This is a genomic window from Streptomyces sp. NPDC048507 (assembly GCF_043199995.1).
Classification (GTDB): domain Bacteria; phylum Actinomycetota; class Actinomycetes; order Streptomycetales; family Streptomycetaceae; genus Streptomyces.
Genome location: NZ_JBICWZ010000006.1, coordinates 275,583 through 299,412, shown reverse-complemented (window position 1 = coordinate 299,412; position 23,830 = coordinate 275,583). Strand labels below are relative to the sequence as shown.

Genomic DNA, 23,830 nt, shown 5'->3' with positions numbered 1-23,830 from the left:
TTCAGAAGAGGGCAGAAGGCGTAATGTTCAGTCATGGACCGCCGCATTTTCGGGCTGGAGAACGAGTACGGCGTCACGTGCACGTTCAGGGGACAGCGCCGACTGTCTCCTGACGAAGTGGCGCGCTACCTCTTCCGCCGTGTTGTGTCATGGGGCCGCAGCAGCAATGTCTTCCTGCGGAACGGCGCCCGCCTGTACCTCGACGTGGGATCGCATCCGGAATATGCAACACCCGAATGCGACAACCTGATCGAACTGGTCACCCACGACAAGGCCGGCGAGCGCATTCTCGAGGGCCTGCTCGTCGACGCAGAACGACGCCTGCACGAGGAGGGAATCGCGGGCGACGTCTACCTCTTCAAGAACAACACCGACTCGGCGGGCAATTCGTACGGCTGCCACGAGAACTACCTCGTGGCCCGGCACGGAGAATTCTCCCGCCTGGCGGACATCCTGATTCCCTTCCTCGTCACGCGCCAGCTGATCTGTGGTGCGGGCAAGGTGCTCCAGACCCCGCGGGGCGCGGTCTACTGCGTCAGTCAGCGGGCGGAGCACATCTGGGAGGGTGTCAGTTCCGCGACCACCCGGTCCCGGCCGATCATCAACACCCGCGACGAGCCGCACGCGGACGCGGAGCGCTACCGGCGCCTGCACGTGATCGTCGGGGACTCGAACATGTCCGAGACGACCATGCTGCTCAAGGTCGGTGCCACCGATCTGGTGCTGCGCATGATCGAGGCGGGCACGGTGATGCGGGACCTGACCCTGGAGAACCCGATCCGGGCGATCCGCGAGGTCAGTCACGACATCACCGGTCAGCGCAAGGTGCGCCTGGCCAGTGGCCGTGAGGCCTCCGCCCTGGAGATCCAGCGCGAGTACTACGAGAAGGCGCTGGACTTCGCCGAGCGCCGGGGCATCCGCACCGGGGTGGTGGAGCAGGTCCTGGAGCTGTGGGGCCGGACGCTGGACGCGGTCGAGGCGGAGGACCTGGACCGGATCGGGACCGAGATCGACTGGGTCATGAAGTACCAGCTGATCGAGCGGTACCGGGCCAAGCACAACATGACGATGTCGAACCCGCGGGTCGCCCAGATAGACCTCGCGTACCACGACATCCACCGCCGGCGGGGGCTGTACTACCTGCTGGAGCGCAAGGGGCAGGCGGCGCGCATCTGCAACGACCTGAAGATCTTCGAGGGCAAGTCGGTGCCCCCGCAGACGACCAGGGCGAGGCTGCGCGGTGACTTCATCCGCCGGGCGCAGGAGCAGCGGCGGGACTTCACCGTCGACTGGGTGCACCTGAAGCTCAACGACCAGGCGCAGCGGACCGTGCTGTGCAAGGACCCCTTCCGGTCGGTGGACGACCGGGTGGAGAAGCTCATCGCCGGTATGTGAGACGGGCCGGTGGGGGACCCCGTGCGCGGTCGCGCACGGGGTCTTCGCACGCCACCGCCTTGTCGCGCAGGGGTCAGCCCGTAGAGTGGCCGCGAGGACGGACCATTCCAGCGACCCTGAGGACCATTGTGCGACGCCGACTTGCTGCCGCGCTCATCGTGCCGGCTCTGATGCTCACCGCGGCCTGCGGAGGGGGCGACGACTCCGGGAAGAAGAAGGACTCGGCGTCCCCGTCGGCCGACGCCTCGAAGCCCGCGGACGTCCCGAAGCCGGTGGACGCGGCGAACCCGATGCCCACGGTCGCGGGTGAGGCGGGGAAGAAGGCGGAGATCACCGTCCCCAAGGGCGAGCCGAGCGGCAAGTTCGTGGTGCACACGGTCACCGAGGGCAGCGGCCCGGAGATCAAGAAGGACGACCTCGTCCTGACGAAGTACACGGGCAAGGTCTGGAAGAGCGGCAAGGACCTCCAGGGTTCCTACGACAAGGACGGCCAGCCGCTGGTCGTGCCGGCCGGTTCGCAGGCGATCCTGCCGCTGTTCAGCGACTCGGTCGTGGGCAAGAAGGTCGGCAGCCGCGTGCTGGTCGTCGCTCCGCCGGCGGCGGCGTTCGGTGCGCAGGGCCAGCCGCAGCTGGGTGTCGGCCCGACCGACAACCTGGTGTTCGTGCTGGACCTGGATTCGGTGATGCCGAAGAAGGCCGAGGGCACGCAGGCGCCGATCCCCTCGGAGCTGCCGCAGGTCAAGGCCGACAAGGACGAGGCCGCGACGATCACGATCCCGAAGAGCGACCCTCCGAAGGAGCTGGTCGACAAGGTCCTGATCGAGGGCAAGGGCCCGGAGGTCAAGTCCGGCCAGACCGTGTACATGCAGTACAGCGGTGCGGCGTGGGCGCCGAACCAGGGCAAGGACGCCGCGAAGCTGTTCGACACGTCGTGGAAGACCGGTGCGCCGTTCTCGACCGTGATCGGTCAGGGGCAGGTCATCGAGGGCTGGGACAAGGGCCTGGTGGGCAAGAAGGTCGGCAGCCGCGTGCTGCTGGTGATCCCGCCGGAGCAGGCGTACAAGGATCAGGCCAAGGGTGAGGACCTGCCGGCCAACTCGACGCTGGTCTTCGTCGTGGACATCGTCGGAGCAGTGTAAGACTGTTCCGGTTGACCGGTTCGTACGTATGAGGAGCAGTTCCGTGAGCCAGAAGCTCGAGAAGCCCGAGATCGACTTCCCCGAGGGCCCGGTGCCGACCGACCTCGTCATCGAGGACATCTGGGAGGGCGACGGCGCCGAGGCCAAGGCCGGTGCCATGGTCTCCGTCCACTACGTGGGCGTCGCCTTCTCCACCGGCGAGGAGTTCGACGCTTCGTGGAACCGCGGCTCCGCGCTGCAGTTCCCGCTGGGTGCCGGCCGCGTCATCGCGGGCTGGGACCTGGGCATCGCGGGCATGAAGGTCGGCGGCCGCCGCAAGCTGACGATCCCGGCCCACCTCGCCTACGGCGACCGTGGCGCGGGCGGCGCGATCGCCCCGGGCGAGACGCTGATCTTCGTCTGTGACCTGATGGGCGCCTGACACACCGGCAGTCTCCGTGAGGGCCCCCGCCGCAAGGCGGGGGCCCTCGCTTTTGTCCGTGGCGGCCGGGGCGGTACGGTCAACGGTCACGGGTGTGTGTCGAGGAGCGGGGGAACGGCGTCGATGGCGATTGCCAAGGCCGAGCGGCTGATGAATCTGGCGCTGTGTCTGCTGGGGACCCGGCGTCCGCTCAGCAAGCGCGAGCTGCGCGGTTCCATCGAGGCGTACCTGGAAGCCGGCAACGACGAATCCTTCAACCGGATGTTCGAGCGCGACAAGGACGACCTGCGCGAACTCGGTCTGGTGATCGAGACGGTGGAGAACCTGGAGGGGGACACCGGTTACCTGGCCCGCCGGGACAGCAACCGGCTGCCGCCCGTCTCCCTGGACGCCGAGGAGGCCGCGGCCCTGGGGCTGGCGGCGAAGGTGTGGCAGCAGGCGCGGCTGGCGGGGGCGGCCAGCGGGGCCCTGCAGAAGCTGCGGGCCGGCGGGATGCCGGAGGCCGGTGACCCGTACGAGGGGCAGCACAGTGCCATCGAGCCGCGCATTCCGGTGCACGAGGCGGCGTTCGAGCCGCTGATGCTGGCCTGCCGGGACCGGCGGCCGGTGGTCTTCGAGTACCGCAAGTCCAACGCGGCCCGTCCCGAGCCCCGTCAGGTCGAGCCGTGGGCGCTGGAGTGCTGGCGCGGCCACTGGTACCTGGCCGGCTACGACCGGGACCGCGGGGCGGAGCGGGTGTTCCGGCTGTCCCGGATCACCGGGAAGGTCCGCTCGCGGGCCGGGAAGTACACCGCCGAGGTGCCCGACGTGGTGACCGTACGGGAGACCGTGGCGAGCTGGGCCGGGGAGGGCGCCGAGCGGTCCGCGCTGATCCGGCTGCGGGCCGGCGCCGGGTACCCGCTGCGGGCCAAGGCCACCGCGGTGCGGGAGGGCTCCGACGGGTGGGACGAGCTGGAGATCCCGTACGGGCACGGGCTGGACGCCTGGCTCGTGGAGTTCGGCCCGGACGTGGTCGTGGTGGAGCCCGCCGATCTGCGGGCCGACGTGGTGGACCGGCTGCGCGCCGTCGCCCGGGGCTGAGGCTCCCCCCGGCGGACCGCACCGTCCGTCACCATCCGTAGCAACGCCCTGAGGGGGAGACGTACCAGCATGGCTGCCAACGCCATCGACCAGACCCGCCGGATGCTGTCCCTGGTGACCTATCTGCGCGAGCGCCCCGGTGCGCACGTCGCGGACGTGGCCCGGGCCTTCGGGATCACCGAGGACGAGCTGATCTCGGACCTCGACGTGCTGCCCATGTGCGGGACCAGCTTCCGCGGCGGGGACCTGCTCGACATCGACACCGACGGGGAGCGCATCTGGTGGCGCAACCCCGACGCCTCGGGGGAGTCCACCGCCGAGCCACTGCGGCTGGCCGCCGACGAGGCGACCGCCCTGCTGGTCGCCGCCCGCGCGGTGGCCACCCTGCCCGGGCTGCGCGAGAGCGACCGGGACGCCCTGCTGCGGGCGACCGCCAAGCTGGAGGCGGCCGCCGGGGAGGTGGCCGGGGCCAGCTCCCGGCTGTCGGTGACCTTCGAGTCCGAGGGCGGGGTCTTCGCCGACGTGGACCGGGCCATCGCCGAGCGGCGGCGGCTGTGGCTGCGCTACTACTCGCCCGCCCGCGACGAGCTGACCGAGCGCACCGTCGACCCGATCCGGCTCTTCGCGGTCGGCCACACGTACATGGAGGGGTGGTGCCACCTCTCGGAGGCCCGGCGCACCTTCCGCCTCGACCGGGTCGCCGAGATCCGGCTGCTCGACGAGCGGGCCGAGCCGCCCGCGATCGAGCCCCGCGACCTGTCCGAGGGGCTGGTCCAGCCGGCCGCCGAGGACCCCGAGGTGGTCGTCGAGGTCGGGCCCGGCGGACGCTGGGTCGCCGAGTACTACCCGCACGACAGCGCCGAGGAGCGCACGGACGGTGGTCTGCGGATCACGCTGCGCAGCCCCGATCCGGCGTCGCTGCGCCGGCTGGCGCTGCGCCTGGGCCGGGACGGGCGGATCGTGTCCCCTCCCGAGCTGGCGGAGAGCGCGCGGAAGGCCGCCGCAGAGGCGCTCGCGGGGTACGGGGACCGGGTCTAGGGGAGCGGGGAAGGGATGTCACCGTCATCGGGTTCCCCGTCCGGTCCGGAGCCGGTCACCTTCAAGGCGGCCTGCCCGGAGTGCCGGGCCCGTTTCGAGCTCGCGGCGCAGGCGCTCCGCCTGGTGATCGGCGGCAGCCGGCGGAGCACCTTCTACTCCTTCACCTGCCCGCAGTGCGACGCGCCGGTCCGCAAGCCCGCGGGCGAGCGGATCGTGGAGCTGCTGACCGGCGGCGGGGTGAGCACCCTGCGCAGCCTGTGAGCCGGGGGCGCTAGGCTCGTCCCATGCTGTGGCCGATGCTCGCAATCGCCCTGGGGTTCCTGGGGTTCGCCGTCCTCGCCGTCCTGGCCGTGCGGGTCTTCCTGGAGGTGCGGCGGCTGTCCGGGCAGGTCGCCCTGGCCAGCCGCCGGATCACGGAGGCCTCGGGGGACCTGGAACGGGCCGCGGCCGACCTGGCCCGGGCGGGGCACGGGGTGCGTCCGTAGGGGTGCCGGGACGCGGCCGGGCGGGCCGGCGCGCCGTGCTTATAGAAACTGTGGAGCCGGACCCGTACCGTCGGTGCGGTAAGCAAGCGTGGAGACCCCAGGGGATTGCCGGGCGTTAACCCTCGGGGGTTACGATCCTTGTCAGAGCGGTGCCGGATCCCCTTCCGGAATCGCCAGGCCACCACAACCAGCCGCTCCGGTGAGAAGGAAGACACACATGATCGGCAATCTGAAGCCCCTTGAGATCCTTCTGATCATCGCTGTCATCGTGCTGCTGTTCGGCGCCAAGAAGCTGCCCGAGATGGCCCGCTCCCTGGGCAAGTCCGCCCGGATCCTCAAGAGCGAGGCCAAGGCGATGAAGAAGGACGGCGAGGCGGAGGACGCCGCCGCCACCGCCGCCGCTCCGGTCGCCGACCAGGCCGGCGCCGCCGCGCAGCCCGTCGCTCCGCGCACCATCCAGGCCGCTCCCGGTGACGTCACCAGCGCCCGCCCGGTGAGCGAGCCGAACCGCACCACCCAGGCCTGACCCCCGGCGGTTCGCCCGTCGCGCGAGTCATCTGCAACGAGACAAGGGACGTGGGTTGCTCAAGTCTGCCCGCAAGCAGGGGAAAGAAGACCGGGCCAAGGACGCCGAAGGGCGCATGCCCCTGGTCGAGCACCTGCGTGAGCTGAGAAACCGCCTGCTGAAGTCGGTGCTGGCGATCGTGGTGGTCACCATCGTCGCGGCCTACTTCTACCGGCCGATCATCGACTTCCTGCTGGAGCCGATGCTCTCGTCCGTGGGGTGCGCCAACGGGGCCACGCACCAGCGCAACGGTGCCCCCTGCGCCGAGATGACGACGAACGGCCTGACCGCGCCGTTCTCCATCGCGCTCAAGGTCGGACTGTCGGCGGGCATCGTGCTGTCCGCGCCCGTCTGGCTCTACCAGCTGTGGGCCTTCGCCGCCCCCGGCCTGCACCGCAGCGAGAAGAAGTACGCGCTGAGCTTCGTCGCGGTCGGCGCGCCGCTCTTCCTCGCCGGCGCCGTGCTCGCGTACAAGATCCTGCCGCAGACGGCGGAGATCCTCCTCGGGTTCACCCCCGACCACGTCAAGAACCTGCTGCCGGTCGACGACTACCTCGACCTGGTGACGCGCATGGTCGTGGTCTTCGGCCTCGCCTTCGAGCTGCCGCTGATGCTGGTGCTGCTGAACTTCACCGGCGTCCTGACCGCCAAGCGGCTGGCGAGCTGGTGGCGGGCGATGGTCCTCGGCATCACGATCTTCGCGGCCTTCGCGACGCCGACCGGTGACCCGCTCACCATGCTGACGCTGGCCTCCCCGATCGTGGCCCTGTACTTCCTGGCCCTCGGGGTCTGCTACCTGAATGACCGGCGCCGCAGGCGTGCCAACCCCGATGCCGGGCTGGACGACGACGAAGCCTCCGACCTGGACCTCACGCCGGAGCCCGTGGGCGCGGCGCAGGAGCCCCCGGCGACCTCGACCCTGCCCGGGCAGGCGGACGGCGGCCGCAGGCAGATCAACGGTTACGACGACGCCACCTGACAGGTACATTCCGGCGGGTGAGCTCTGAGATCACCCTCTTCGTCAATCCCGTCGCGGGACGCGGCCGGGGCGCGCACGCCGCGCAGCCGGCCGCTTCCGCGCTCCGGGACGCCGGTTTCTCCGTCCGGACCGTGGTCGGCACCGATGCCGCCGATGCGCTGGCCCGGCTGCGCACCGCGGTCCGGGAGGGGACCGGCGCGGTGATCGCCGTCGGCGGGGACGGCATGGTCTCCCTCGCCCTCCAGGCCCTCGCCGGGACCCTGGTGCCGCTGGGGGTCGTCGCGGCGGGCACCGGCAACGACTTCGCCCGCTCGATGGGCCTGCCCGTACGGGAACCAGCGCGGGCGGGCCGGCTGGCCGCGGCGGCGCTCAAGGAGGGCCGCGTCCGCGAGGTCGACCTCGGCCGGGCCGACGGCTCCTGGTACGGGACCGTGCTGTGCTCCGGCTTCGACTCGCGGGTCAACGACCGGGGCAACCGGATGCGGCTGCCGCTGGGCCGCTTCAAGTACGACCTGGCGATGCTGGCGGAGCTGGCCGCCTTCGAGCCGTTCGCGTACCGGATCACGCTGGACGACGGCCCGGTCATCGAGACGCAGGCCACCTTGGTGGCCGTCGGCAACGGGTCCTCGTACGGGGGCGGCATGCGCATCTGCGCGGGAGCCGTGCCCGACGACGGGCTCTTCGACGTCACCGTCGTCGGCGACTGCGGCCGCGCCACGCTGCTGAAGGTGTTCCCGCAGGTCTACAAGGGGACCCATCTGAGCCACCCCGCGGTCACCGTCCACCGGGCCCGCACGGTCACCCTGGAGGCCGCCGGGCTCACCGCCTACGCCGACGGGGAGCCGCTGGGCCCGCTGCCGCTGACGGCCGAGTGCGTGCCCGCGGCCCTGCGGCTGCTCGGCTAAATGATCGCGACTGTTGTCAGGGGTGGCGGGTAGGCTCGAAGACAAGATGACCGAAGAACTCTCACCCGCCGAGCGGTACGCCGCTGCCCGGATCCGCGCCGCCGAAGAAGCCACCGCCCTGGCCCCCTTCCGCGAGATGTACGAATTCGACCTCGACCCGTACCAGATCGAGGCGTGCAAGGCACTGGAGGCCGGCAAGGGCGTCCTGGTGGCCGCCCCGACCGGCTCGGGCAAGACCATCGTGGGCGAGTTCGCGGTGCACCTCGCCCTCCAGCAGGGGCGCAAGTGCTTCTACACGACGCCCATCAAGGCCCTGTCGAACCAGAAGTACGCCGACCTCGTCAAGCGCTACGGCGCCGACAAGGTGGGCCTGCTCACCGGTGACAACAGCGTCAACTCCGACGCGCCGGTGGTCGTGATGACCACCGAGGTGCTCCGCAACATGCTGTACGCGGGCTCCCAGTCGCTCCGGGGCCTGGGCCACGTCGTGATGGACGAGGTCCACTACCTCTCCGACCGGTTCCGCGGCGCCGTCTGGGAGGAAGTGATCATCCACCTCCCCGCGTCGGTGACCCTGGTCTCCCTGTCGGCGACGGTCTCCAACGCGGAGGAGTTCGGCGACTGGCTCGACACCGTGCGCGGCGACACCGAGGTGATCGTCTCCGAGGAGCGGCCCGTCCCGCTGTGGCAGCACGTCATGGCCGGCCGCCGGGTCTACGACCTCTTCGAGGAGGAGTCCGACCACGGCGGCCGCGGCTCCGGGCGCCGTGAGGTCAACCCCGACCTGCTGCGCATGGCCCGCGAGGAGAACAGCCGCACCTACAGCCCCAAGGACCGGCGGCGCGGCAAGATGGTCCGCGAGGCCGACCGCGAGCGCGAGCGGCGCTCGCGCAGCCGGATCTGGACCCCCGCCCGCCCCGAGGTCATCGCGCGGCTGGACAACGACAACCTGCTCCCCGCGATCAACTTCATCTTCAGCCGGGCCGGCTGCGAGGCCGCCGTCCAGCAGTGCCTGTACGCGGGCCTGCGGCTCAACGACGACACCGCGCGGCTGAGGGTCCGTGAGATCGTCGAGGAGCGGACCGCCTCCATCCCCACCGAGGACCTGCACGTCCTCGGCTACTACGAATGGCTCGAAGGGCTGGAGCGGGGCATCGCCGCGCACCACGCGGGCATGCTGCCCACCTTCAAGGAGGTCGTGGAGGAGCTCTTCGTCCGCGGCCTGGTCAAGGCCGTCTTCGCCACCGAGACCCTGGCCCTGGGCATCAACATGCCCGCGCGCACGGTCATCCTGGAGAAGCTCGTCAAGTGGAACGGCGAGCAGCACGCCGACATCACCCCCGGCGAGTACACGCAGCTCACCGGGCGGGCCGGGCGGCGCGGCATCGACGTCGAGGGCCACGCGGTGGTGCTCTGGCAGCGCGGCATGGACCCCGTCGCGCTCGCCGGGCTCGCGGGCACCCGTACGTATCCGCTGCGTTCCAGCTTCAAGCCCTCGTACAACATGGCCGTCAACCTGGTCCAGCAGTTCGGGCGCCACCGCTCCCGCGAACTGCTGGAGACCTCCTTCGCGCAGTTCCAGGCGGACCGCTCCGTCGTCGGGATCTCCCGGCAGGTGCAGCGCAACGAGGAGGGCCTGGACGGCTACCGCGAGGGCATGACCTGCCACCTCGGCGACTTCGAGGAGTACGCGCGGCTGCGCCGCGACCTCAAGGACCGCGAGACCGACCTGGCCAAGCAGGGCGCGGCGCAGCGCCGGGTGCAGGCGGCCGGTTCGCTGGAGAAGCTCAAGCCGGGCGACATCATCCACGTGCCGACGGGCAAGTTCGCCGGGCTCGCGCTGGTCCTGGACCCGGGCGTGCCGGCCGGGCGGGTCAACGGGCACCGCGGGCACGAGTACGCCGAGGGCCCGCGTCCGCTGGTGCTGACGGCCGAGCGGCAGGTCAAGCGGCTCGCCGCGATCGACTTCCCGGTTCCGGTCGAGGCCATCGACCGGATGCGGATCCCGAAGACCTTCAACCCGCGATCCCCGCAGTCCCGCAGGGACCTGGCGACCGCGCTGCGCACCAAGGCGGGGCACCACGTGCCCGAGCGGCACCGGCCCGGGCGGGCCGCGGCCGCCGACGACCGGGAGATCGCCCGGCTGCGCGCCGCGCTGCGGGCGCACCCCTGCCACGGCTGTGACGAGCGCGAGGACCACGCCCGCTGGGCGGAGCGCTACCACCGGCTCCAGCGCGACACGCAGCAGCTGGAGCGGCGCATCGAGGGCCGGACGAACACCATCGCCCGCACCTTCGACCGGATCCACGCGCTGCTCACCGAGCTGGACTACCTGCGCGAGGACGAGGTCACCGTGCACGGCAGGCGGCTCGCCCGGCTCTACGGCGAGCTCGACCTGCTGGCGTCGGAGTGCCTGCGCGAGGGCGTGTGGGAGGGGCTCAGCCCGGCCGAACTGGCCGCCTGCGTCTCGGCGCTGGTCTTCGAGGCGCGTCAGTCCGACGACGCCACCCCGCCGAAGGTGCCGCACGGTGCGGCGAAGGCGGCCCTCGGCGAGATGGTGCGGATCTGGGGCCGGCTCGACGCGCTGGAGGAGGAGCACCGCATCAACCAGGCGGAGGGCGTGGGCCAGCGGGAGCCGGACCTCGGCTTCGCGTGGGCGGCGTACCAGTGGGCCTCCGACAAGAGCCTGGACGAGGTGCTGCGCGAGGCGGAGATGCCGGCCGGTGACTTCGTGCGCTGGTGCAAGCAGGTCATCGACGTGCTCGGGCAGATCGCGGCGGCCGCTCCGTCCTCCTCGGCGCCGCCCTCGTCGGGCAGCGGCAGCACGGTGGCGCGAAATGCCCGCAAGGCCGTGGACGCCCTGCTTCGGGGTGTAGTGGCCTACAGTTCGGTCGGCTAGGCGCTTTTGGGGCTTCCTCTAAAAATCGGGCTGGCCGGATCTCATCTCTTGCCATGATCGTTTCATCGTGCGCTGTGCGACGATCGGTCGCATGAGCGGTGGAACGGACGAAGGACCGAGACGGGTCGGTCGGCCGCGCGCCGACCGGCTGAGACCGGACAGCGGGCGGCCGCCGCGCGAGGAGATCCTCTGCGCGGCGGCCGAACTCTTCACGGTCCGGGGATACGCGGCCACCACCACGCGGGCGGTGGCCGAACGGGCCGGCCTGCGCCAGGCCACGATGTACCACTACTTCCGCGGCAAGGAGGAACTCCTCGCCGAACTGCTGGAGTCCACGGTCGGCCCCTCCCTGGCCCTGTCCCGCAGGCTGCTGGCCGACACCGGCCGGCCCGCCGCCCGCCGGCTGTGGGAGCTGTGCCGCTCGGACGTGCTCCTGCTGTGCGGGGGCCCGTACGACCTGGGCGCCCTGTACCTGCTGCCCGAACTGGGCGGGCCGCGCTTCGCGCCGTTCCGCCGGATGCGCGAGGAACTGCGCTCCGCCTACCGGTCGTTGCTGCGCGCCACCCCGGAGGGCGCCGAACTCGCCCGGGACCGGGCCGGGCTGACGCTCCGCAACGACCTGGTCTTCGGCCTGATCGAGGGCGTCATGCTGATCCACCGCTCCGATCCGCAGCGCCCGGTGGCCGCCTTCGCCGAGGCCGCCGCCGACGCCGCGCTGCGGATCGCCGGGATCAGCGCGGCCGGGCCGGCGCCGGTCCCCGCTCCCAGCCTTCCGGGTCGTCCCACGCCCGCAGCGTGAGGCCCGTCTCCAGGTCGTGGGCGGTGCCGGTGACCGGGTCGGTGAAGGACAGGGACCGGGCCAGCAGCTGGAGCGGACGCCGGTAGTCCGCCGGGTCGGCCGCATCGGCCACCACCGGGTACACCGGATCGCCGAGGATGGGCAGGCCCAGCCCGTTCATGTGGACCCGCAGCTGGTGGGTGCGGCCGGTGTGCGGGGTCAGCCGGTAGCGGCCCAGCGCGCCCCGGACCGCGGTGAGCTCGACCAGGCTCTCGGCGTTGGGCTCGGCGTCCGGGTCCTCGACCGCCGCCATCACCCCGCGCACCTTGTCGATGTGGCTGCGCACCAGCCGGGGCAGCTCCACCGCCGGGTCGTGCCGGGCGAGGGCCTCGTACACCTTGCGGACCCGGCGCTCCTGGAACAGCAGCTGGTAGGCGCCGCGGTCCTGGGGGCGGATGCTGAACATCACCAGTCCGGCCGTCATCCGGTCGAGCCGGTGCGCCGGGCTGAGCGCGGGCAGGTCCAGCTCCTCGCGCAGCCGGGCGAGGGCGGTCTGCGTGACGTGGCTGCCGCGCGGGGTGGTGGCCAGGAAGTGCGGCTTGTCCACCACCAGGAGGTGCTCGTCCCGGTACACGACGCCGATCGGGAAGGGCACGCGGGGCTCGGGGGGCATGTCCCGGTGGAACCAGAGCCAGCCGCCCGGCTCGTACGGGTCGCGCGGGCCCAGCACCCGGCCGCCCGGCCCGAGCACCCGGCCGGTGGCCAGCAGCCGCGCCATGGACTCGGCGCCGCGCGTGCCCGCGTACCGCGCGGTCAGGTAGTCGCCCAGGTGCTGCCACCGGCCGTCGGGGTCGGGGGGCAGGCGCATGCGGACCGGGTCGATTCCGGCGATCTGGGGGAGGGGCGCGGGCGGGACGTGCGATCTGCGGGTCACCGGGACCAGGGTAGGGGCCGGGGAGGCCCGGGGAGGCCCGGGGAGGTCCGGGGAGGTCCGGGAGGGACGGCTCAGTCGCGGGTGAAGGTGCCCAGGTGCTCCGCGTCCAGGTACTCGACGCGGACCGTGCCGTCGGAGAAGGTCACCCCGGTGCGGCCGACGGCGTTCTCGCCGGTGGTCGCGAAGCTGAACGTGTCGCCGTCGTAGTGGGTGAGGGGGAAGCGCTGCGGCGCCGGGCCCAGGGACAGGACGAGGCCCTTGCCGCCGGGGGCGGCCGTGACGGTGAGGGGGCCGTAGTACGGGTTCGCGTACGTGCCGGTGTACGCGCTGTCCGCGCGGGCGGGCTTCGCACCGGCGGGCGGGTGCGCGTAGTCCGTCCGGGAGCGGCCGGCGTCTTCGAGCTTCGCGTAGAGCGAGGAGGTCAGGGCCAGCCAGTCGGTGGTGGGCGCGCCGTGCTCGGCGGTGTCGAAGAAGTCCAGGGCCACGGCGTCGGCGAGGCCCGTGGGGGCGCCGTTGGTCAGGACGACGATGCCGAGCTGCTCCAGGGGGAGCAGGGTGACGTTGGAGTTGGCGCCGAGCTCGAAGGCCCCGGAGTGGCTCAGGCGGAGCCGGCCGGCGTCGTCGTAGGAGACGTTCCAGCCCAGTCCGTAGAACTGGGGCGTCCCGGAGGGGGTTTGGGCCTGGGCGACGATCTCGGGCACGCGGGTGCGGGCCAGGCCGTCGGCGGGGATGATCCGGCGTCCGTCGAGGGTGCCGTCGGCGAGCTGGAGGCGCAGCCAGCGGGACATGTCGCGGGCCGTGGAGCTGACGCCGCCGGCCGGGGCCTGGGCGTCGGCGTCGCGCACGTAGCGGGGGCTCCAGGTGCCGTCGGGGTTGCGGACGTGGCCGTACGCGCGGTCGGGGGCGTGGGCGTAGGCGGCGAACTCGGTGCTGGTACGGGTCATCCCGGCGGGCGTGAAGAGGGTGTCGGCGCTCAGCTTCTGCCAGCTGACGCCGTGTTCGCGGGCGATGGCCTCGGCGGCGGCGGTGAGGCCGAAGTTGGTGTACGCGTAGCTCGCGCGGAAGGGGGTCAGGGGTGCGAGGCGGAGGTGGTCGAGGATGTACGGCTGCGCGTAGCCGAGGTCTTCGAGGAGGTCCCCGGCGTGGTCGGGGAGGCCGCTGCGGTGCGAGAACAGGTCGGCGGGGGTGACGTGGGCCGTGACCCAGGGGTCCCCCAGGGCGAAGCCCGGCAGCCGGCCGGCGAGGGGCTCGTCCCAGGCGCCGGGGGAGGCGAGGGCGCCGGCGACGACGGTGGAGGACACCGGCTTGGAGAGGGAGGCCAGCTGGAAGACGGTGTCGGGGTCGACCTTGGCGGCTTCGCCGGTGCGGCGCAGTCCGAAGCCCTTGAGGTAGACCACCTCGTCGCGGTGGACCACCGCCACGGAGAGGCCCGGGACGCCGGTGCGGCGCATGCCGTCGGCGATGGTGGCGTCGAGCCGGGCCACGGCGGCGGCGACCGCCGCGTCGGTGAGGCGCGGCTTCGGCGGCGGGGGCGGGGTGGGGTCGGCCGGGGCGGCGTTCGCCGGGGCGGTGGGCGTGGGGGGCGCCGCCGGGGTCGGGGGCGGTGGCGCCGCGGACGCCGCCGGGACCGCCCCCGCCGCGGCCAGCAGGAACGCGGCTGCGAGGAATCCCGCCGTGCGGAGCGCTGCCGCGGGCGTACGCATGAAGCCATTCTCCCGCCGGACCCCCCTCCGCGCCCGCCGAGGCCCCGCGGGGCGGCCGGAGGCCGGCGTGCCGGACTCCGGGGGGCGGCTGGAGGGGCGCGGCCGGGCCGTGGGGTGCTTGGACGGGGTGCGGCGCGGGTCGGCCGGAGGGGACGTGGCGCGGGTCGGCCGGAGGGGACGTGGCGCGGGTCGGCCGGAGGGGACGTGGCCGGTCACCGGGGGCACTTGCGGGGTGCGGCCGGGCCGTGGGCTGCCCTGGAAGGGCGCGGCCGGCTCCCGGGGGTCGCCTGTAGGGCCTGGCCGGGCTTCGGGGTGCCGCCGGAAGGGGGTGGCCGGACCTTGGGGGTCTCCCGGAGGGGCGTGGCCGGGCTCCGGGGGTCGCCAATAGGGCGTGGCCGGGCTCGGGGGGTCGCCCTGTAGGGCCTGGCCGGGCTTCGGGGTGCCGCCGGAAGGGCGCGGCCGGATCTTGGGGGTCTCCCGGAGGGGCGCGGCCGGGCTCCGGGGGTCGCCAATAGGGCGTGGCCGGGCTTCGGGGTGCCGCCGGAAGGGGGTGGCCGGATCTCGGGGGTCTCCCGGAGGGGCGCGGCCGGATGCCGGGGGTCGCCTGTAGGGCGTGGCCGGGCTTCGGGGTGCCGCCGGAAGGGGGCGGCCGGATCCTGGGGGGCCTGGGCGGGGCGCGGGGTGGCCGGGAGGTGTCCCTGAAGGGGCACCGGCCGGGCCCGGGCGGGGCCGGACGGGCACCGGCCGGGGCCGGGGGCCAGGGCCCGGCGCGGCCGGGCCCTGGGGCGCCTGGGTCAGGCGGCCGCGCGGGTGGGGACGTCCTGTTCGGCTTCGACCGAGGCGTTCCAGTCGCGCTTGATCGCGCGCCAGCCCTCGTCCGTCTCGCCCTGGCGCCAGTAGCCCGAGATCGAGAGGCGCTCGCGCGCCACGCCACGGTCCAGGCGGAGGTGGCGGCGCAGGTCCTTCACGAAGCCGGCCTCGCCGTGCACGAACGCGTGGACGTCCGCCGAGGGGAACTCCATCGAGGTCACCGCCTCGACGAGGGCCGCGCCCACCGGGCGGTCCCCGCGGTGCAGCCACACCGGGGCGATCCCGTCCGGGGTGGCGATCTTCTGCTCGTCGGCCGGTCCGTCGATCTCCACGAACGCGTGCACCCGCGCACCCGCCGGCATCCGCTCCATCGCGGCCGCGATGGCCGGCAGGGCGCTCTCGTCACCGGCCAGGAGGTGCCATCCCGCCATCGGCTCCGGTGCGTACGAACCGCCGGGGCCGAGGAAGTGCACCAGTTCGCCGGGCTGGACGCGGGCCGCCCACGGGCCCGCCAGGCCCTCGTCGCCGTGGACGACGAAGTCCAGGGTCAGCTCCCGGAGCGAGGGGTCCCACGCGCGGACCGTGTAGGCGCGCTGGCGGGGCCAGGCCTCGCGGTGGTGCGCGGAGCGGATCCGTTCCAGGTCCCAGGGCTCCGCGTACCGCACGCCCTCGGGGGCGAACAGGAGCTTCACGTAATGGTCGGTGTACACGCCCGCGCCGAAATCGGCCAGCCCGTCACCGCCCAGAACGATCCGGACCATGTGCGGCGTCAGCCGCTCGGTGCGTACGACGACTGCGGTGCCGACTGTGCGGGCGCGTCCTTCTGCCACGGCGTCTCCCTGGAACTTACGAAGCTTAGGATTACCTAAGTTAGCACCTCATGGGCGCAGTGCGCTGCTCAGTCGTGACACGGCTCCTCCCAGACCCCACTGATGGGCGAGTGCATCGACCGTTTCAGGATGCTTCGGCACACGGGGAAGTGCCGCGTCGAAGGCGGGGAGGGGCACGTCAGAGGCCACCCGGACGACCTTGGGGGCCACCGCCAGGTACGGGCGGGACTCGTCGAGCCTCTTGCGCTGGGTGGGGGTCAGCTTCGACTTCGGGTCGTCGACGGCCGCGAGGATCCCGGCGAGGTTCCCGTACGCGTCGAGGAGCTTCGCGGCCGTCTTCTCGCCGACGCCCGGCACGCCCGGCAGGCCGTCGCTCGGGTCGCCGCGCAGCAGGGCGAGGTCCGCGTAGCCGGGGCCGTCCACCCCGTACTTCTCGCGCAGCCAGGCCTCGTCCGTCACCTGGAGGCTGCCGACGCCCTTGAGGGGGTACAGGACGCGGCGCTGCCGGGCGTCGTCCACCAGCTGGTACAGGTCCCGGTCGCCGGTGACGATGTCCACCGGGCCGGTCGCGCGGGTGGTGAGCGTGCCGATCACGTCGTCCGCCTCGTACCCGGCGACGCCGACCCGGGCGATCCCGAAGGCGTCCAGTGCCGCCTCGATGACCGGCACCTGGGGGGCGAGCGTGTCCGGGGTCTCCTCCACGTCGGGCCCGGTCGCGGTCTCCTCGGCGACCCGGTGCGCCTTGTAGGAGGGGATCAGCTCCACCCGCCAGTGCGGGCGCCAGTCGGCGTCCATGCAGGCCACCAGGTCGTCGGGGCGGTGGTCCTGGACCAGCCGTCCGATGAAGTCGAGCAGTCCGCGCACGGCGTTGACGGGGGTGCCGTCGGGAGCCTTCACGGAGTCCGGCACGCCGAAGTAGGCGCGGTAGTAAAGGGAGGCGGTGTCCAGGAGCATCAGGCGTCGTGTCGTCACGGACTCGATGATGCCGCACCTGCGGCGGCGTGCCCGGGGGTGATCGCCGCGTCACTCCAACAGTGCGTCCGGCGCGCGCGGTCGCGGGGTTTCGCGGAGGGTGTTGATCACTGGCAGGACGTTCTGCCCGCCCGGTCCCCCCATGCGAGGAGTCTCGGACGCCCATGGTCGTTTCCGCCGCCCCCGGTCCCGCCGACGTTCCGCGTGCGGTGGCGGGGCTCATAGGCCGGGTGCCGGTGCCGGTGCCGGTGCCGCTGCCGGTGCTGGTGCCGGTCGCGGAGCCGGCTCGGGGCGGGCGGCCCGTCGGGCCGGTGGGCGAAGTCCCGGTGCGGGGACGGGAGTCGCTCACCGCGTAGCCCGGCCCGGCCCGGCCCGGCCCCGCTCCGGGGGCGTCCCGCTGACCGCCCAGCGCCGTCGGCCTCCGGCTCGGGTACTCCGGTCCGTGGCCCCGGGGGTGGAGCCGCGCCCGCCGTCCGGTCCGGGCCGGTCCGGGTCCCCGCCGCCGTGCCCGCGCCCGGGGCCGGTGGCGGGTACGGCCGAGCCCGCCCCCGGCCTCCGGCCGTCCTGCCCCGTCCCGGTCCCGGCTCCGGTTCTGGTCCCGGTCCCGGTTCTGGTCCCGGTCCCGGCCCCGTCCCGCCCCTGTCCTGGTCCCGGACCCGGTTCCGGTCCCGGACCCGGTTCCGGTCCCGGTCTGGTTCCGGTCCCGGACCCGGTTCCAGTCTCGGTCCCGGTCTGGTCCCATCCCGTCCCCGTCTCTGTCCGTCCTGATCCCCATCCCGTTCCCGTCCCTATCCGGTCCGGTTCCGGTTCCCGGTCCGGTTTTGGCACCGTTCCCGGCCCGGCCCCGTCTGGCCCGGCCTCGTCCGGTTCGGTTCCGGTCCCCGGTCCTGTCTTGGCCCTGCCCTGTCCCACCCCTGTCCGGTCCGGTTCCGGTCCCCGGCCCCGTCTGGCCCGGCCTCGTCCCGTCCTTGTTCGGTTCGGTTCTGGTCCCCGGTCCTGTCTTGGCCCTGTCCCCGTCCGGTCCGGTCTCCGGGTCCCGGGCCTGTTCTGGTCCCGTCCTCGGCCCGGCCCCGGCCCGTGCTTGTTCGGTTCGGTTCCGGTCCCCGGTCCTGTTTGGTCCCGGCCCGGGCCGGCTCGTTGTTGGGGCGGGGCTGGTCGGGGCTGGACTCGGTCAGGCCGTGTGCGGCCCCCGTCCGGTTCGGGCGTGCACGGCGTTGGTCCGGTTCGGTTCTCGTCCCGCGGTCCGCGCACCGGCGCGCGGCCGCCCCCTCCGCCCCCACCCCCAGGAGACACCGATGGATGCCGTCCAGACCCCGAGCCCCGCCCGTCGGGCCGTCCTCGTCGCCGGGGCGGGGGCCGCCGCCCTCGCGGTGTGTCCCCGGGCCGCCGCGGCGGCACGGGCCGTCACCCCGGCGGCGCCGGCCGCGCCGGCCGCCCGGGCCGAAGCCGCCGAGCTGCCGTTGCGCGCCGACCGGACCACCCAGGGCGACATCCTGGCGGGCTCCCGCAAGGACCACGCCTGCCTCCTGCTCGTGCACTTCCGGGAGGCCGCCCCCGCCCGCCGCTGGCTCGGCAAGCTGCTGCCCGAGCTCTCCACCACCGAGGAGATGGCCCGCTTCAACGCCCTCTTCAGCGCGGCCCGGCTCAAGGCGGGCGGCGCCGACCCCGCGTCCCTGTCGGCGCTGTGGACCGGGCTCTCCCTGACCTACCCCGGGCTGCGCCTGCTCGCGGGGCGCGACCCCTTCCCGGCCGTGGCCCCCGGCAGCACCGCCGAGGCGTTCGCGCAGGGCGCCGCCCACCGCGCCGAGGCACTCGGGGACACCGGGACCAGCGCCCCCGAGTCCTGGCTGTTCGGCGCCGAGGAGCCCGGGCGCGCCGTGCACGCGGTGCTCAGCCTCTCCGCGGACGACCCGGCCCGGCTCGCGAGCGCCGTCACCCGCCACCGCGAGGGCCTCGCCACCGCCGGGGGAACCGTCGTCTTCCGGCAGGACGGGGCCACGCTGCCCGGAGCCCTGCGCGGCCACGAGCACTTCGGCTTCGCCGACGGGATCAGCCAGCCCGGCGTACGCGGCTTCCACGCCCCCGACCCCGCGGACAGCGCCACCGTGCAGGGGAAGCCCGGAACCCGGCTGGTGCCGGCCGGGGAGTTCCTCGTAGGACAGGAGAAGGCCGGGCAGCGGCCCGCCGGGCTGCCCGCGTGGGCCACCGGGGGCGCCTTCCAGGTGGTCCGGCGCCTGGCCCAGGACGTGCCCGGCTGGTGGGAGCAGGCCGGGCAGCGGCTCGCCGAGCTGAAGAAGTCCGGCGCCGCGCCGCCCGACGCGACCCCGACCTGGGTCGCGGCCCGGCTGGTCGGCCGCTGGCCCGGCGGCACCCCCATCGCGGGCTGCCCCCTCGCCGAGGAGCCGGGCCCGATCGGCGCGGATCCCGACGCCGCGCTGGTCTACGGCGAGGACGCGCAGGGCTGGCACACCCCGCTGTTCGCCCACATCCGCAAGGGCAACCCGCGCGACGGCCTCGTCCTCGGGCCCGGCCGGCCGCCGCTGGCCGCGGCCGAGCTGGACGGCCGCCGCATCATCCGGCGCGGCATCCCCTTCGGCCCCGCCTACGACCCCGCCCAGCAGGGCGGCGAGCACGGCCCCGACACTCCGCGCGGGCTGCTCTTCATCGGCTACCAGGCCGACCTGGTCCAGCAGTTCGAGTTCGTGGCCAAGAAGTGGATCAACGAAGCGGACTTCCCGGCCGGGCGCAACCCGCGCGTCGGCGCCGACCCGGTGCTCGGACCGGACTCCCCGGTCACCTTCGAGACCGAGTCCGACGGCGGCGGCAGCCGGGCCACCACGCTCCGCTTCGGCCGCTTCGTGCGCACCGAGGGCGCCCTCTACGCGTTCACCCCCTCGCTGACCGCCCTGCGCGCCCTGGCCGACGGCTCCCTCGACGACTCCGTCGAGGTCCACCCCGGTACGGTGCTGCGCGCCGGGGACGTCCTCGACGCCGGCTCCGCCCGGCTGACCCTCGGCGCCGACGGCGACCTCGTGGTGCTGGACGCCTCCGGGGCCCGCCGCTGGAACTCCGCCACCGCGGGCACCGGCCACGACGCGCTCTTCTCGTACGACGGCGAGCTGAGCGTGCGCACCGGGGCGGGCGGCCGGGTCTGGAGCAGCGGCACCGCGGGGCACCCCGGCGCCCGGCTGCTGGTCAGACCGTCCGGTGACGTGGTGATCCTGGACGGTGACCGGGTGCTGTGGCGGGCCTCGGGAGGCGGCGTAGGGTGACCGCGGGACCACGGGAAGCCACCGGGCGGGGGCCCGGTGGTCCCATGGGCGCGAATCCGGGGGCGGTTGCTGCGTAAGGTGCTTACAGCACACCGATGTGCGACGAGGACAGGGGAGGGCAGCCCCGAGATGAACGCCAAGGAAGACGGCAGTGACAAGGAGAAGGACTCCAAAGAACCGCTGCGGGTGGGCGTGGCCGTGCGCAAGAGACGCCGTGCGCTCCACCTGACCCTCGCCGCGGTCTCGGCGCGCAGCGGTCTGTCCGTCCCCTTCCTGAGTCAGATAGAGAACGAACGGGCCCGCCCCAGCATGCGTTCCCTGGAGCGGGTCGCCGACGCGCTGGAGACCACCGCGGTCGAGCTGCTGGCCGCCTCCGACACGGCGCGCACGGTGGACCTGGTCCGGGCCGGCGAGGAGCCCGGGCTGGAACCGGTCATGGGCGTACGTCCCCTCGTGCGCGGCCACCACCAGCTGCACGCGCTGGAGTTCACCGGGGACCAGGACGCGGGCCGCGAGTACCAGCACCGCAACGACGAGCTGATGTACGTGGTCTCCGGTGCCTGCCAGGTGGAGGCCGAGGGGCGGGCGTACCGGCTGGAGAGCGGGGACGCGCTGTTCCTCTCCGGCGGGGTGCGCCACCGGTGGCGGGCCGTCAGCGAGGACACCCGGCTGCTCGTGGTCGCCGTCGGCGACCACATCCACGCCACCTCCGAGCCCCCGTCGCCGGGACACTGAGCCGGTGCGCGTCGTCTCGCTCGTGCCCTCCCTGACCGAGGCGGTGGCGGTGTCCGCGCCCGGGCTGTTGGTGGGGGTGACCGACTGGTGCACGCACCCGGCCCGGCTGGGGGAGGCGGTGCGGATCGGGGGCACGAAGAACCCCGACGTACGGGGGGTGCTGGCCCTGCGCCCCGATCTGGTGATCGCCAACGAGGAGGAGAACCGGGCCCCCGACCTCGACGCCCTGCGGGCGGCGGGGGTGGACGTGCTGGTCACCGAGGTACGGGACCTGCCGCAGGCGCTGAGCGAGCTGGAGCGGGTACTCGTGGGGGCGCTGGGGCTGGAGCGGCCCGAGTGGCTCTCGCGGGCCGGGGAGGCCTGGGCGGAGGTGGAGCCCGTCGGGGCGTTCACGGCGTTCGTGCCGGTGTGGCGGCGGCCCTGGATGGTGCTGGGCCGGGACACCTTCGCCGGGGACCTGCTGGCCCGGCTCGGGGTGCGCAACGCCTACGCCGGGCACGCGGAGCGGTACCCGAGGGTGCCGGTGGCCGAGCTGGCGGGGAGCGGCTGCGATCTGGTGGTGCTCCCGGACGAGCCGTACCGCTTCACCGCCGGCGACGGTCCCGAGGCGTTCCCGGGCCTGCCCGCGGCGCTGGTCAGTGGCCGCCACCTGACCTGGTACGGGCCCTCGCTGGTGGAGGCCCCGGCGGTCTTGGCGGCGGCGCTGCGGGCGGCCCGGTAGCTGCCCGGCGGCCCGGTGGCCGCCGCGGGGACGGCCGCGCGGGGCGTCAGCCGCCCGTGGGCAGCAAGCGGCCGGTGAACAGGCCGCGCAGGGTGTGGACGGCGGCGAGCAGCCAGCCGGCGAGCAGACCCAGGAAGAGGGCGGCGGCCAGCCAGGCGAAGGCGTCCAGACCGGTGTGGCGGGCCAGTCCGGCGGCGCCGGTGACGCAGGTGCCGACGGGGAAGGTCAGGGCCCACCAGGTCATCGCGAAGGGCATTCCGGCGCGGGCGGCCCGCACCAGCATGGCGCCCGCGAGCGCCAGCCAGAGCAGGGCGAAGCCCATCACGGGGACCCCGTAGACGACGGCGAAGCCGGCCAGGGCGTCCGCGTAGGGGGCGGCGATGGCGTGCGGGGCCACGTCGGCGAGCTGGTTGACGGCGGTGGTGGACTGGCCGAGGGGGCCCAGTACGAGGAACAGCGCCGGGGTCGTCACCAGCGGCAGGGGGCCCGTCACGATCAGGCGTCCGAAGACCAGGGGGAGCAGCAGCAGGGTGGCGAGCAGGCTCACGCCGAACATGGCGTAGCAGGCCAGCAGCATCGCCTCGCGGGGCTGGCCCGCGGGCAGGTGCGGGACGAGCAGGGGGCCCAGCGCGGCGGAGACCATCGGGGCGACCACGGGCAGCAGCCAGACGGGGCTGGCCTGGGCGGCCTCCACCTTGTGCCGCACCACCATCAGGTAGGGCACCACGACCGCCATGACCAGGCCGATCACGGTTCCGGCGGTGAACAGCACGGCGTCGGCGACGACGGCCGCCGGCTCCCCGATCAGGTCCTTCCCGACGATCAGCGTGCCGCCCCCGACGGCCAGCAGGGCCATCGAGAGGCACCCGTAGAAGGGGGCCACGGCGTGGTCGAGGAGATGGGCGCGGGCCTGGTCGCGGTGGTGCAGCCAGTGCCCGGCGCGGGCGGTGAGCAGGACGGCGAGGGCCACGGCGGACAGTGCCCAGACGGCCTGGCAGGCCGCGCGCTGACCGGGCACCTGGTACGGGAGGGTGGCTCCGGCGTTGGCGACGATGGCCGTGCCCATGACGCCGGCGTACCAGTTGGGGCCGAGGTGGCGCAGCGCGGGGGCCCTGCGGGTCCGGGGCGCGGTGACGGCGGTGGAGCGGGGTATCGCGAGGGTGGTGGCCATGGACCCAGCCTCGCGCCGGGGGCGCGGGGACGGCAGAGGTCAACACCCTATGAGGCCATAAACTGATGTTATGGGTAATGAGGAGTGGGTTCCGCTTGCGCACCGCGTGCCGGACCTGGGCGCGCTGGAGCTGCTGCTCGCGGTGGCGCGGGTCGGCAGCCTGAGCGGTGCGGCGCGGCACCTCGGCATCACGCAGCCGGCCGCGAGCAGCCGGATCCGCGCGATGGAGACCCGGCTCGGGGTCGCCCTGGTCGACCGCTCCCCGCGCGGCTCGACGCTGACGGCCGAGGGCGCGCTCGTCACGGACTGGGCCCGGCGGGTGGTGGAGGCAGCGGAGGCCTTCGACGCCGGGGCGCAGGCGCTGCGCGGCCGCCGGGACTCGCGGCTGCGGGTGGCGGCCAGCATGACCATCGCGGAGTACCTGCTGCCGGGGTGGCTGATCGCCCTGCGCGGGGAGCGCCCGGACACGGCGGTCTCGCTGCACGCCGGGAACTCGGCGGACGTAGCCCAGCGGATCCTGGGCCACGAGGCGGACCTGGGCTTCGTGGAGGGGCTGTCGGTGCCGGACGGCCTGGACTCCGCGGTCATCGCGCAGGACCGGCTGGTCGTGACGGTGGCCCCGACGCACCCGTGGGCCCGCCGGACGAAGGGCGTCGAGGCCGCCGAGCTGGCGTCGACCCCGCTGATCCTGCGGGAACGCGGCTCGGGCACCCGGCAGGTGCTGGACGCCGCGCTCGCGACGGCCGGCGGGCTGGCGGCCCCGCTGCTGGAGCTGGCCTCGACCACGGCCGTGAAGGCGGCGGCGCTCGGCGGCGCCGGGCCGTGCGTGCTCTCGGAGCTGGCGGTGGGCGACGAGCTGGCGGCGCGGCGGCTGGTGGAGGTCCCGGTGCCCGGCGCGGCGCTCGGCCGGGCCCTGCGCGCCGTCTGGCCGGCGGGCGCCCGGCCGGCGGGCCCGGCCCGCGACCTGCTGTCGCTGACCCGGCGCCGCCCGTAGACCG

22 protein-coding genes are annotated in these 23,830 nt (G+C 73.9%); 17 read left to right on the top strand and 5 right to left on the bottom strand.

The genetic code is table 11. The features are described from left to right. The first annotated feature begins 33 nt into the window (after positions 1 to 33). From pafA to ACGFXC_RS19315, 12 genes are all read left to right on the top strand, one after another. Positions 34 to 1,395: a Pup--protein ligase gene (gene pafA, locus ACGFXC_RS19370; protein WP_351825395.1), complete on the top strand. Its 1,362-nt coding sequence runs from the start codon at positions 34 to 36 to the stop codon at positions 1,393 to 1,395. 128 nt (positions 1,396 to 1,523) lie between these two features. Further along, positions 1,524 to 2,534 carry an FKBP-type peptidyl-prolyl cis-trans isomerase gene (locus ACGFXC_RS19365; protein WP_393714289.1) on the top strand — a complete coding sequence of 337 codons (1,011 nt, stop codon included), beginning with the start codon at positions 1,524 to 1,526 and terminating at the stop codon, positions 2,532 to 2,534. A 28-nt stretch (positions 2,535 to 2,562) separates the two neighbouring features. Continuing rightward, complete coding sequence (locus ACGFXC_RS19360) at positions 2,563 to 2,955, top strand: FKBP-type peptidyl-prolyl cis-trans isomerase (RefSeq protein WP_393714287.1); 393 nt, start codon at positions 2,563 to 2,565, stop codon at positions 2,953 to 2,955. Between the two features lie 123 nt (positions 2,956 to 3,078). Continuing rightward, positions 3,079 to 4,035 (top strand): helix-turn-helix transcriptional regulator, encoded by a 957-nt coding sequence (locus ACGFXC_RS19355; protein ID WP_393714285.1) that lies wholly within the window; start codon positions 3,079 to 3,081, stop codon positions 4,033 to 4,035. Positions 4,036 to 4,104: 69 nt separating this feature from the next. Continuing rightward, entirely contained in the window at positions 4,105 to 5,073 is a 969-nt protein-coding gene (locus tag ACGFXC_RS19350; RefSeq protein WP_393714283.1) for a helix-turn-helix transcriptional regulator, read from the top strand. A 15-nt stretch (positions 5,074 to 5,088) separates the two neighbouring features. Further along, positions 5,089 to 5,334: a hypothetical protein gene (locus ACGFXC_RS19345; protein WP_393714281.1), complete on the top strand. Its 246-nt coding sequence runs from the start codon at positions 5,089 to 5,091 to the stop codon at positions 5,332 to 5,334. Between the two features lie 23 nt (positions 5,335 to 5,357). Beyond that, positions 5,358 to 5,558: a hypothetical protein gene (locus ACGFXC_RS19340; RefSeq protein WP_393714279.1), complete on the top strand. Its 201-nt coding sequence runs from the start codon at positions 5,358 to 5,360 to the stop codon at positions 5,556 to 5,558. Between the two features lie 217 nt (positions 5,559 to 5,775). Continuing rightward, entirely contained in the window at positions 5,776 to 6,084 is a 309-nt protein-coding gene (gene tatA, locus ACGFXC_RS19335) for a Sec-independent protein translocase subunit TatA (RefSeq protein WP_393714277.1), read from the top strand. 55 nt (positions 6,085 to 6,139) lie between these two features. Continuing rightward, entirely contained in the window at positions 6,140 to 7,102 is a 963-nt protein-coding gene (gene tatC / locus ACGFXC_RS19330; RefSeq protein ID WP_393714275.1) for a twin-arginine translocase subunit TatC, read from the top strand. Between the two features lie 17 nt (positions 7,103 to 7,119). Next, positions 7,120 to 8,007 carry a diacylglycerol kinase gene (locus ACGFXC_RS19325; RefSeq protein WP_393714273.1) on the top strand — a complete coding sequence of 296 codons (888 nt, stop codon included), beginning with the start codon at positions 7,120 to 7,122 and terminating at the stop codon, positions 8,005 to 8,007. Between the two features lie 46 nt (positions 8,008 to 8,053). Then, positions 8,054 to 10,906: a DEAD/DEAH box helicase gene (locus ACGFXC_RS19320; RefSeq protein WP_393714271.1), complete on the top strand. Its 2,853-nt coding sequence runs from the start codon at positions 8,054 to 8,056 to the stop codon at positions 10,904 to 10,906. A 91-nt stretch (positions 10,907 to 10,997) separates the two neighbouring features. Beyond that, positions 10,998 to 11,705, top strand: a complete 708-nt coding sequence (locus ACGFXC_RS19315; protein WP_393714269.1) for a helix-turn-helix domain-containing protein — start codon at positions 10,998 to 11,000, stop codon at positions 11,703 to 11,705. Here ACGFXC_RS19315 and ACGFXC_RS19310 read toward each other — a convergent pair. The 4 genes from ACGFXC_RS19310 to ACGFXC_RS19295 form a co-directional block, all read right to left on the bottom strand. Beyond that, positions 11,638 to 12,618, bottom strand: a complete 981-nt coding sequence (locus tag ACGFXC_RS19310; RefSeq protein ID WP_393714267.1) for a pseudouridine synthase — start codon at positions 12,616 to 12,618, stop codon at positions 11,638 to 11,640. The two genes, ACGFXC_RS19315 and ACGFXC_RS19310, sit on opposite strands and share 68 nt — an antisense overlap. 71 nt (positions 12,619 to 12,689) lie before the next feature. Then, positions 12,690 to 14,321, bottom strand: coding sequence for a serine hydrolase (locus tag ACGFXC_RS19305; RefSeq protein WP_393714265.1), 1,632 nt, complete (start codon positions 14,319 to 14,321; stop codon positions 12,690 to 12,692). A gap of 794 nt (positions 14,322 to 15,115) precedes the next feature. Beyond that, entirely contained in the window at positions 15,116 to 15,961 is an 846-nt protein-coding gene (locus tag ACGFXC_RS19300) for a siderophore-interacting protein (RefSeq protein WP_393714263.1), read from the bottom strand. Between the two features lie 48 nt (positions 15,962 to 16,009). After that, positions 16,010 to 16,915 carry a 5'-3' exonuclease H3TH domain-containing protein gene (locus tag ACGFXC_RS19295; protein ID WP_393714588.1) on the bottom strand — a complete coding sequence of 302 codons (906 nt, stop codon included), beginning with the start codon at positions 16,913 to 16,915 and terminating at the stop codon, positions 16,010 to 16,012. A 182-nt stretch (positions 16,916 to 17,097) separates the two neighbouring features. Here ACGFXC_RS19295 and ACGFXC_RS19290 point away from each other — a divergent pair, with 182 nt between their 5' ends. The 4 genes from ACGFXC_RS19290 (at position 17,098) to ACGFXC_RS19275 (ending at position 21,661) form a co-directional block, all read left to right on the top strand. Then, positions 17,098 to 17,289 (top strand): hypothetical protein, encoded by a 192-nt coding sequence (locus ACGFXC_RS19290; RefSeq protein WP_393714261.1) that lies wholly within the window; start codon positions 17,098 to 17,100, stop codon positions 17,287 to 17,289. Between the two features lie 939 nt (positions 17,290 to 18,228). Continuing rightward, on the top strand, positions 18,229 to 20,205 hold the full coding sequence (locus ACGFXC_RS19285; RefSeq protein WP_393714259.1) for a peroxidase: 1,977 nt from the start codon (positions 18,229 to 18,231) through the stop codon (positions 20,203 to 20,205). A gap of 129 nt (positions 20,206 to 20,334) precedes the next feature. Continuing rightward, positions 20,335 to 20,940, top strand: coding sequence for a helix-turn-helix domain-containing protein (locus tag ACGFXC_RS19280; protein WP_393714257.1), 606 nt, complete (start codon positions 20,335 to 20,337; stop codon positions 20,938 to 20,940). Between the two features lie 4 nt (positions 20,941 to 20,944). Next, on the top strand, positions 20,945 to 21,661 hold the full coding sequence (locus ACGFXC_RS19275) for a helical backbone metal receptor (RefSeq protein WP_393714255.1): 717 nt from the start codon (positions 20,945 to 20,947) through the stop codon (positions 21,659 to 21,661). Between the two features lie 46 nt (positions 21,662 to 21,707). On the opposite strand, the gene ACGFXC_RS19270 is transcribed toward ACGFXC_RS19275, so the two are convergent. After that, positions 21,708 to 22,832 (bottom strand): TDT family transporter, encoded by a 1,125-nt coding sequence (locus ACGFXC_RS19270; RefSeq protein ID WP_393714253.1) that lies wholly within the window; start codon positions 22,830 to 22,832, stop codon positions 21,708 to 21,710. A 70-nt stretch (positions 22,833 to 22,902) separates the two neighbouring features. Between ACGFXC_RS19270 and ACGFXC_RS19265 the strand changes: the two genes are divergently transcribed. Further along, the gene (locus ACGFXC_RS19265; protein ID WP_393714252.1) at positions 22,903 to 23,826 is read left to right on the top strand and encodes a LysR family transcriptional regulator; all 924 of its coding nucleotides are present in this window, start codon (positions 22,903 to 22,905) and stop codon (positions 23,824 to 23,826) included. The last annotated feature ends 4 nt before the right edge of the window (positions 23,827 to 23,830 follow it).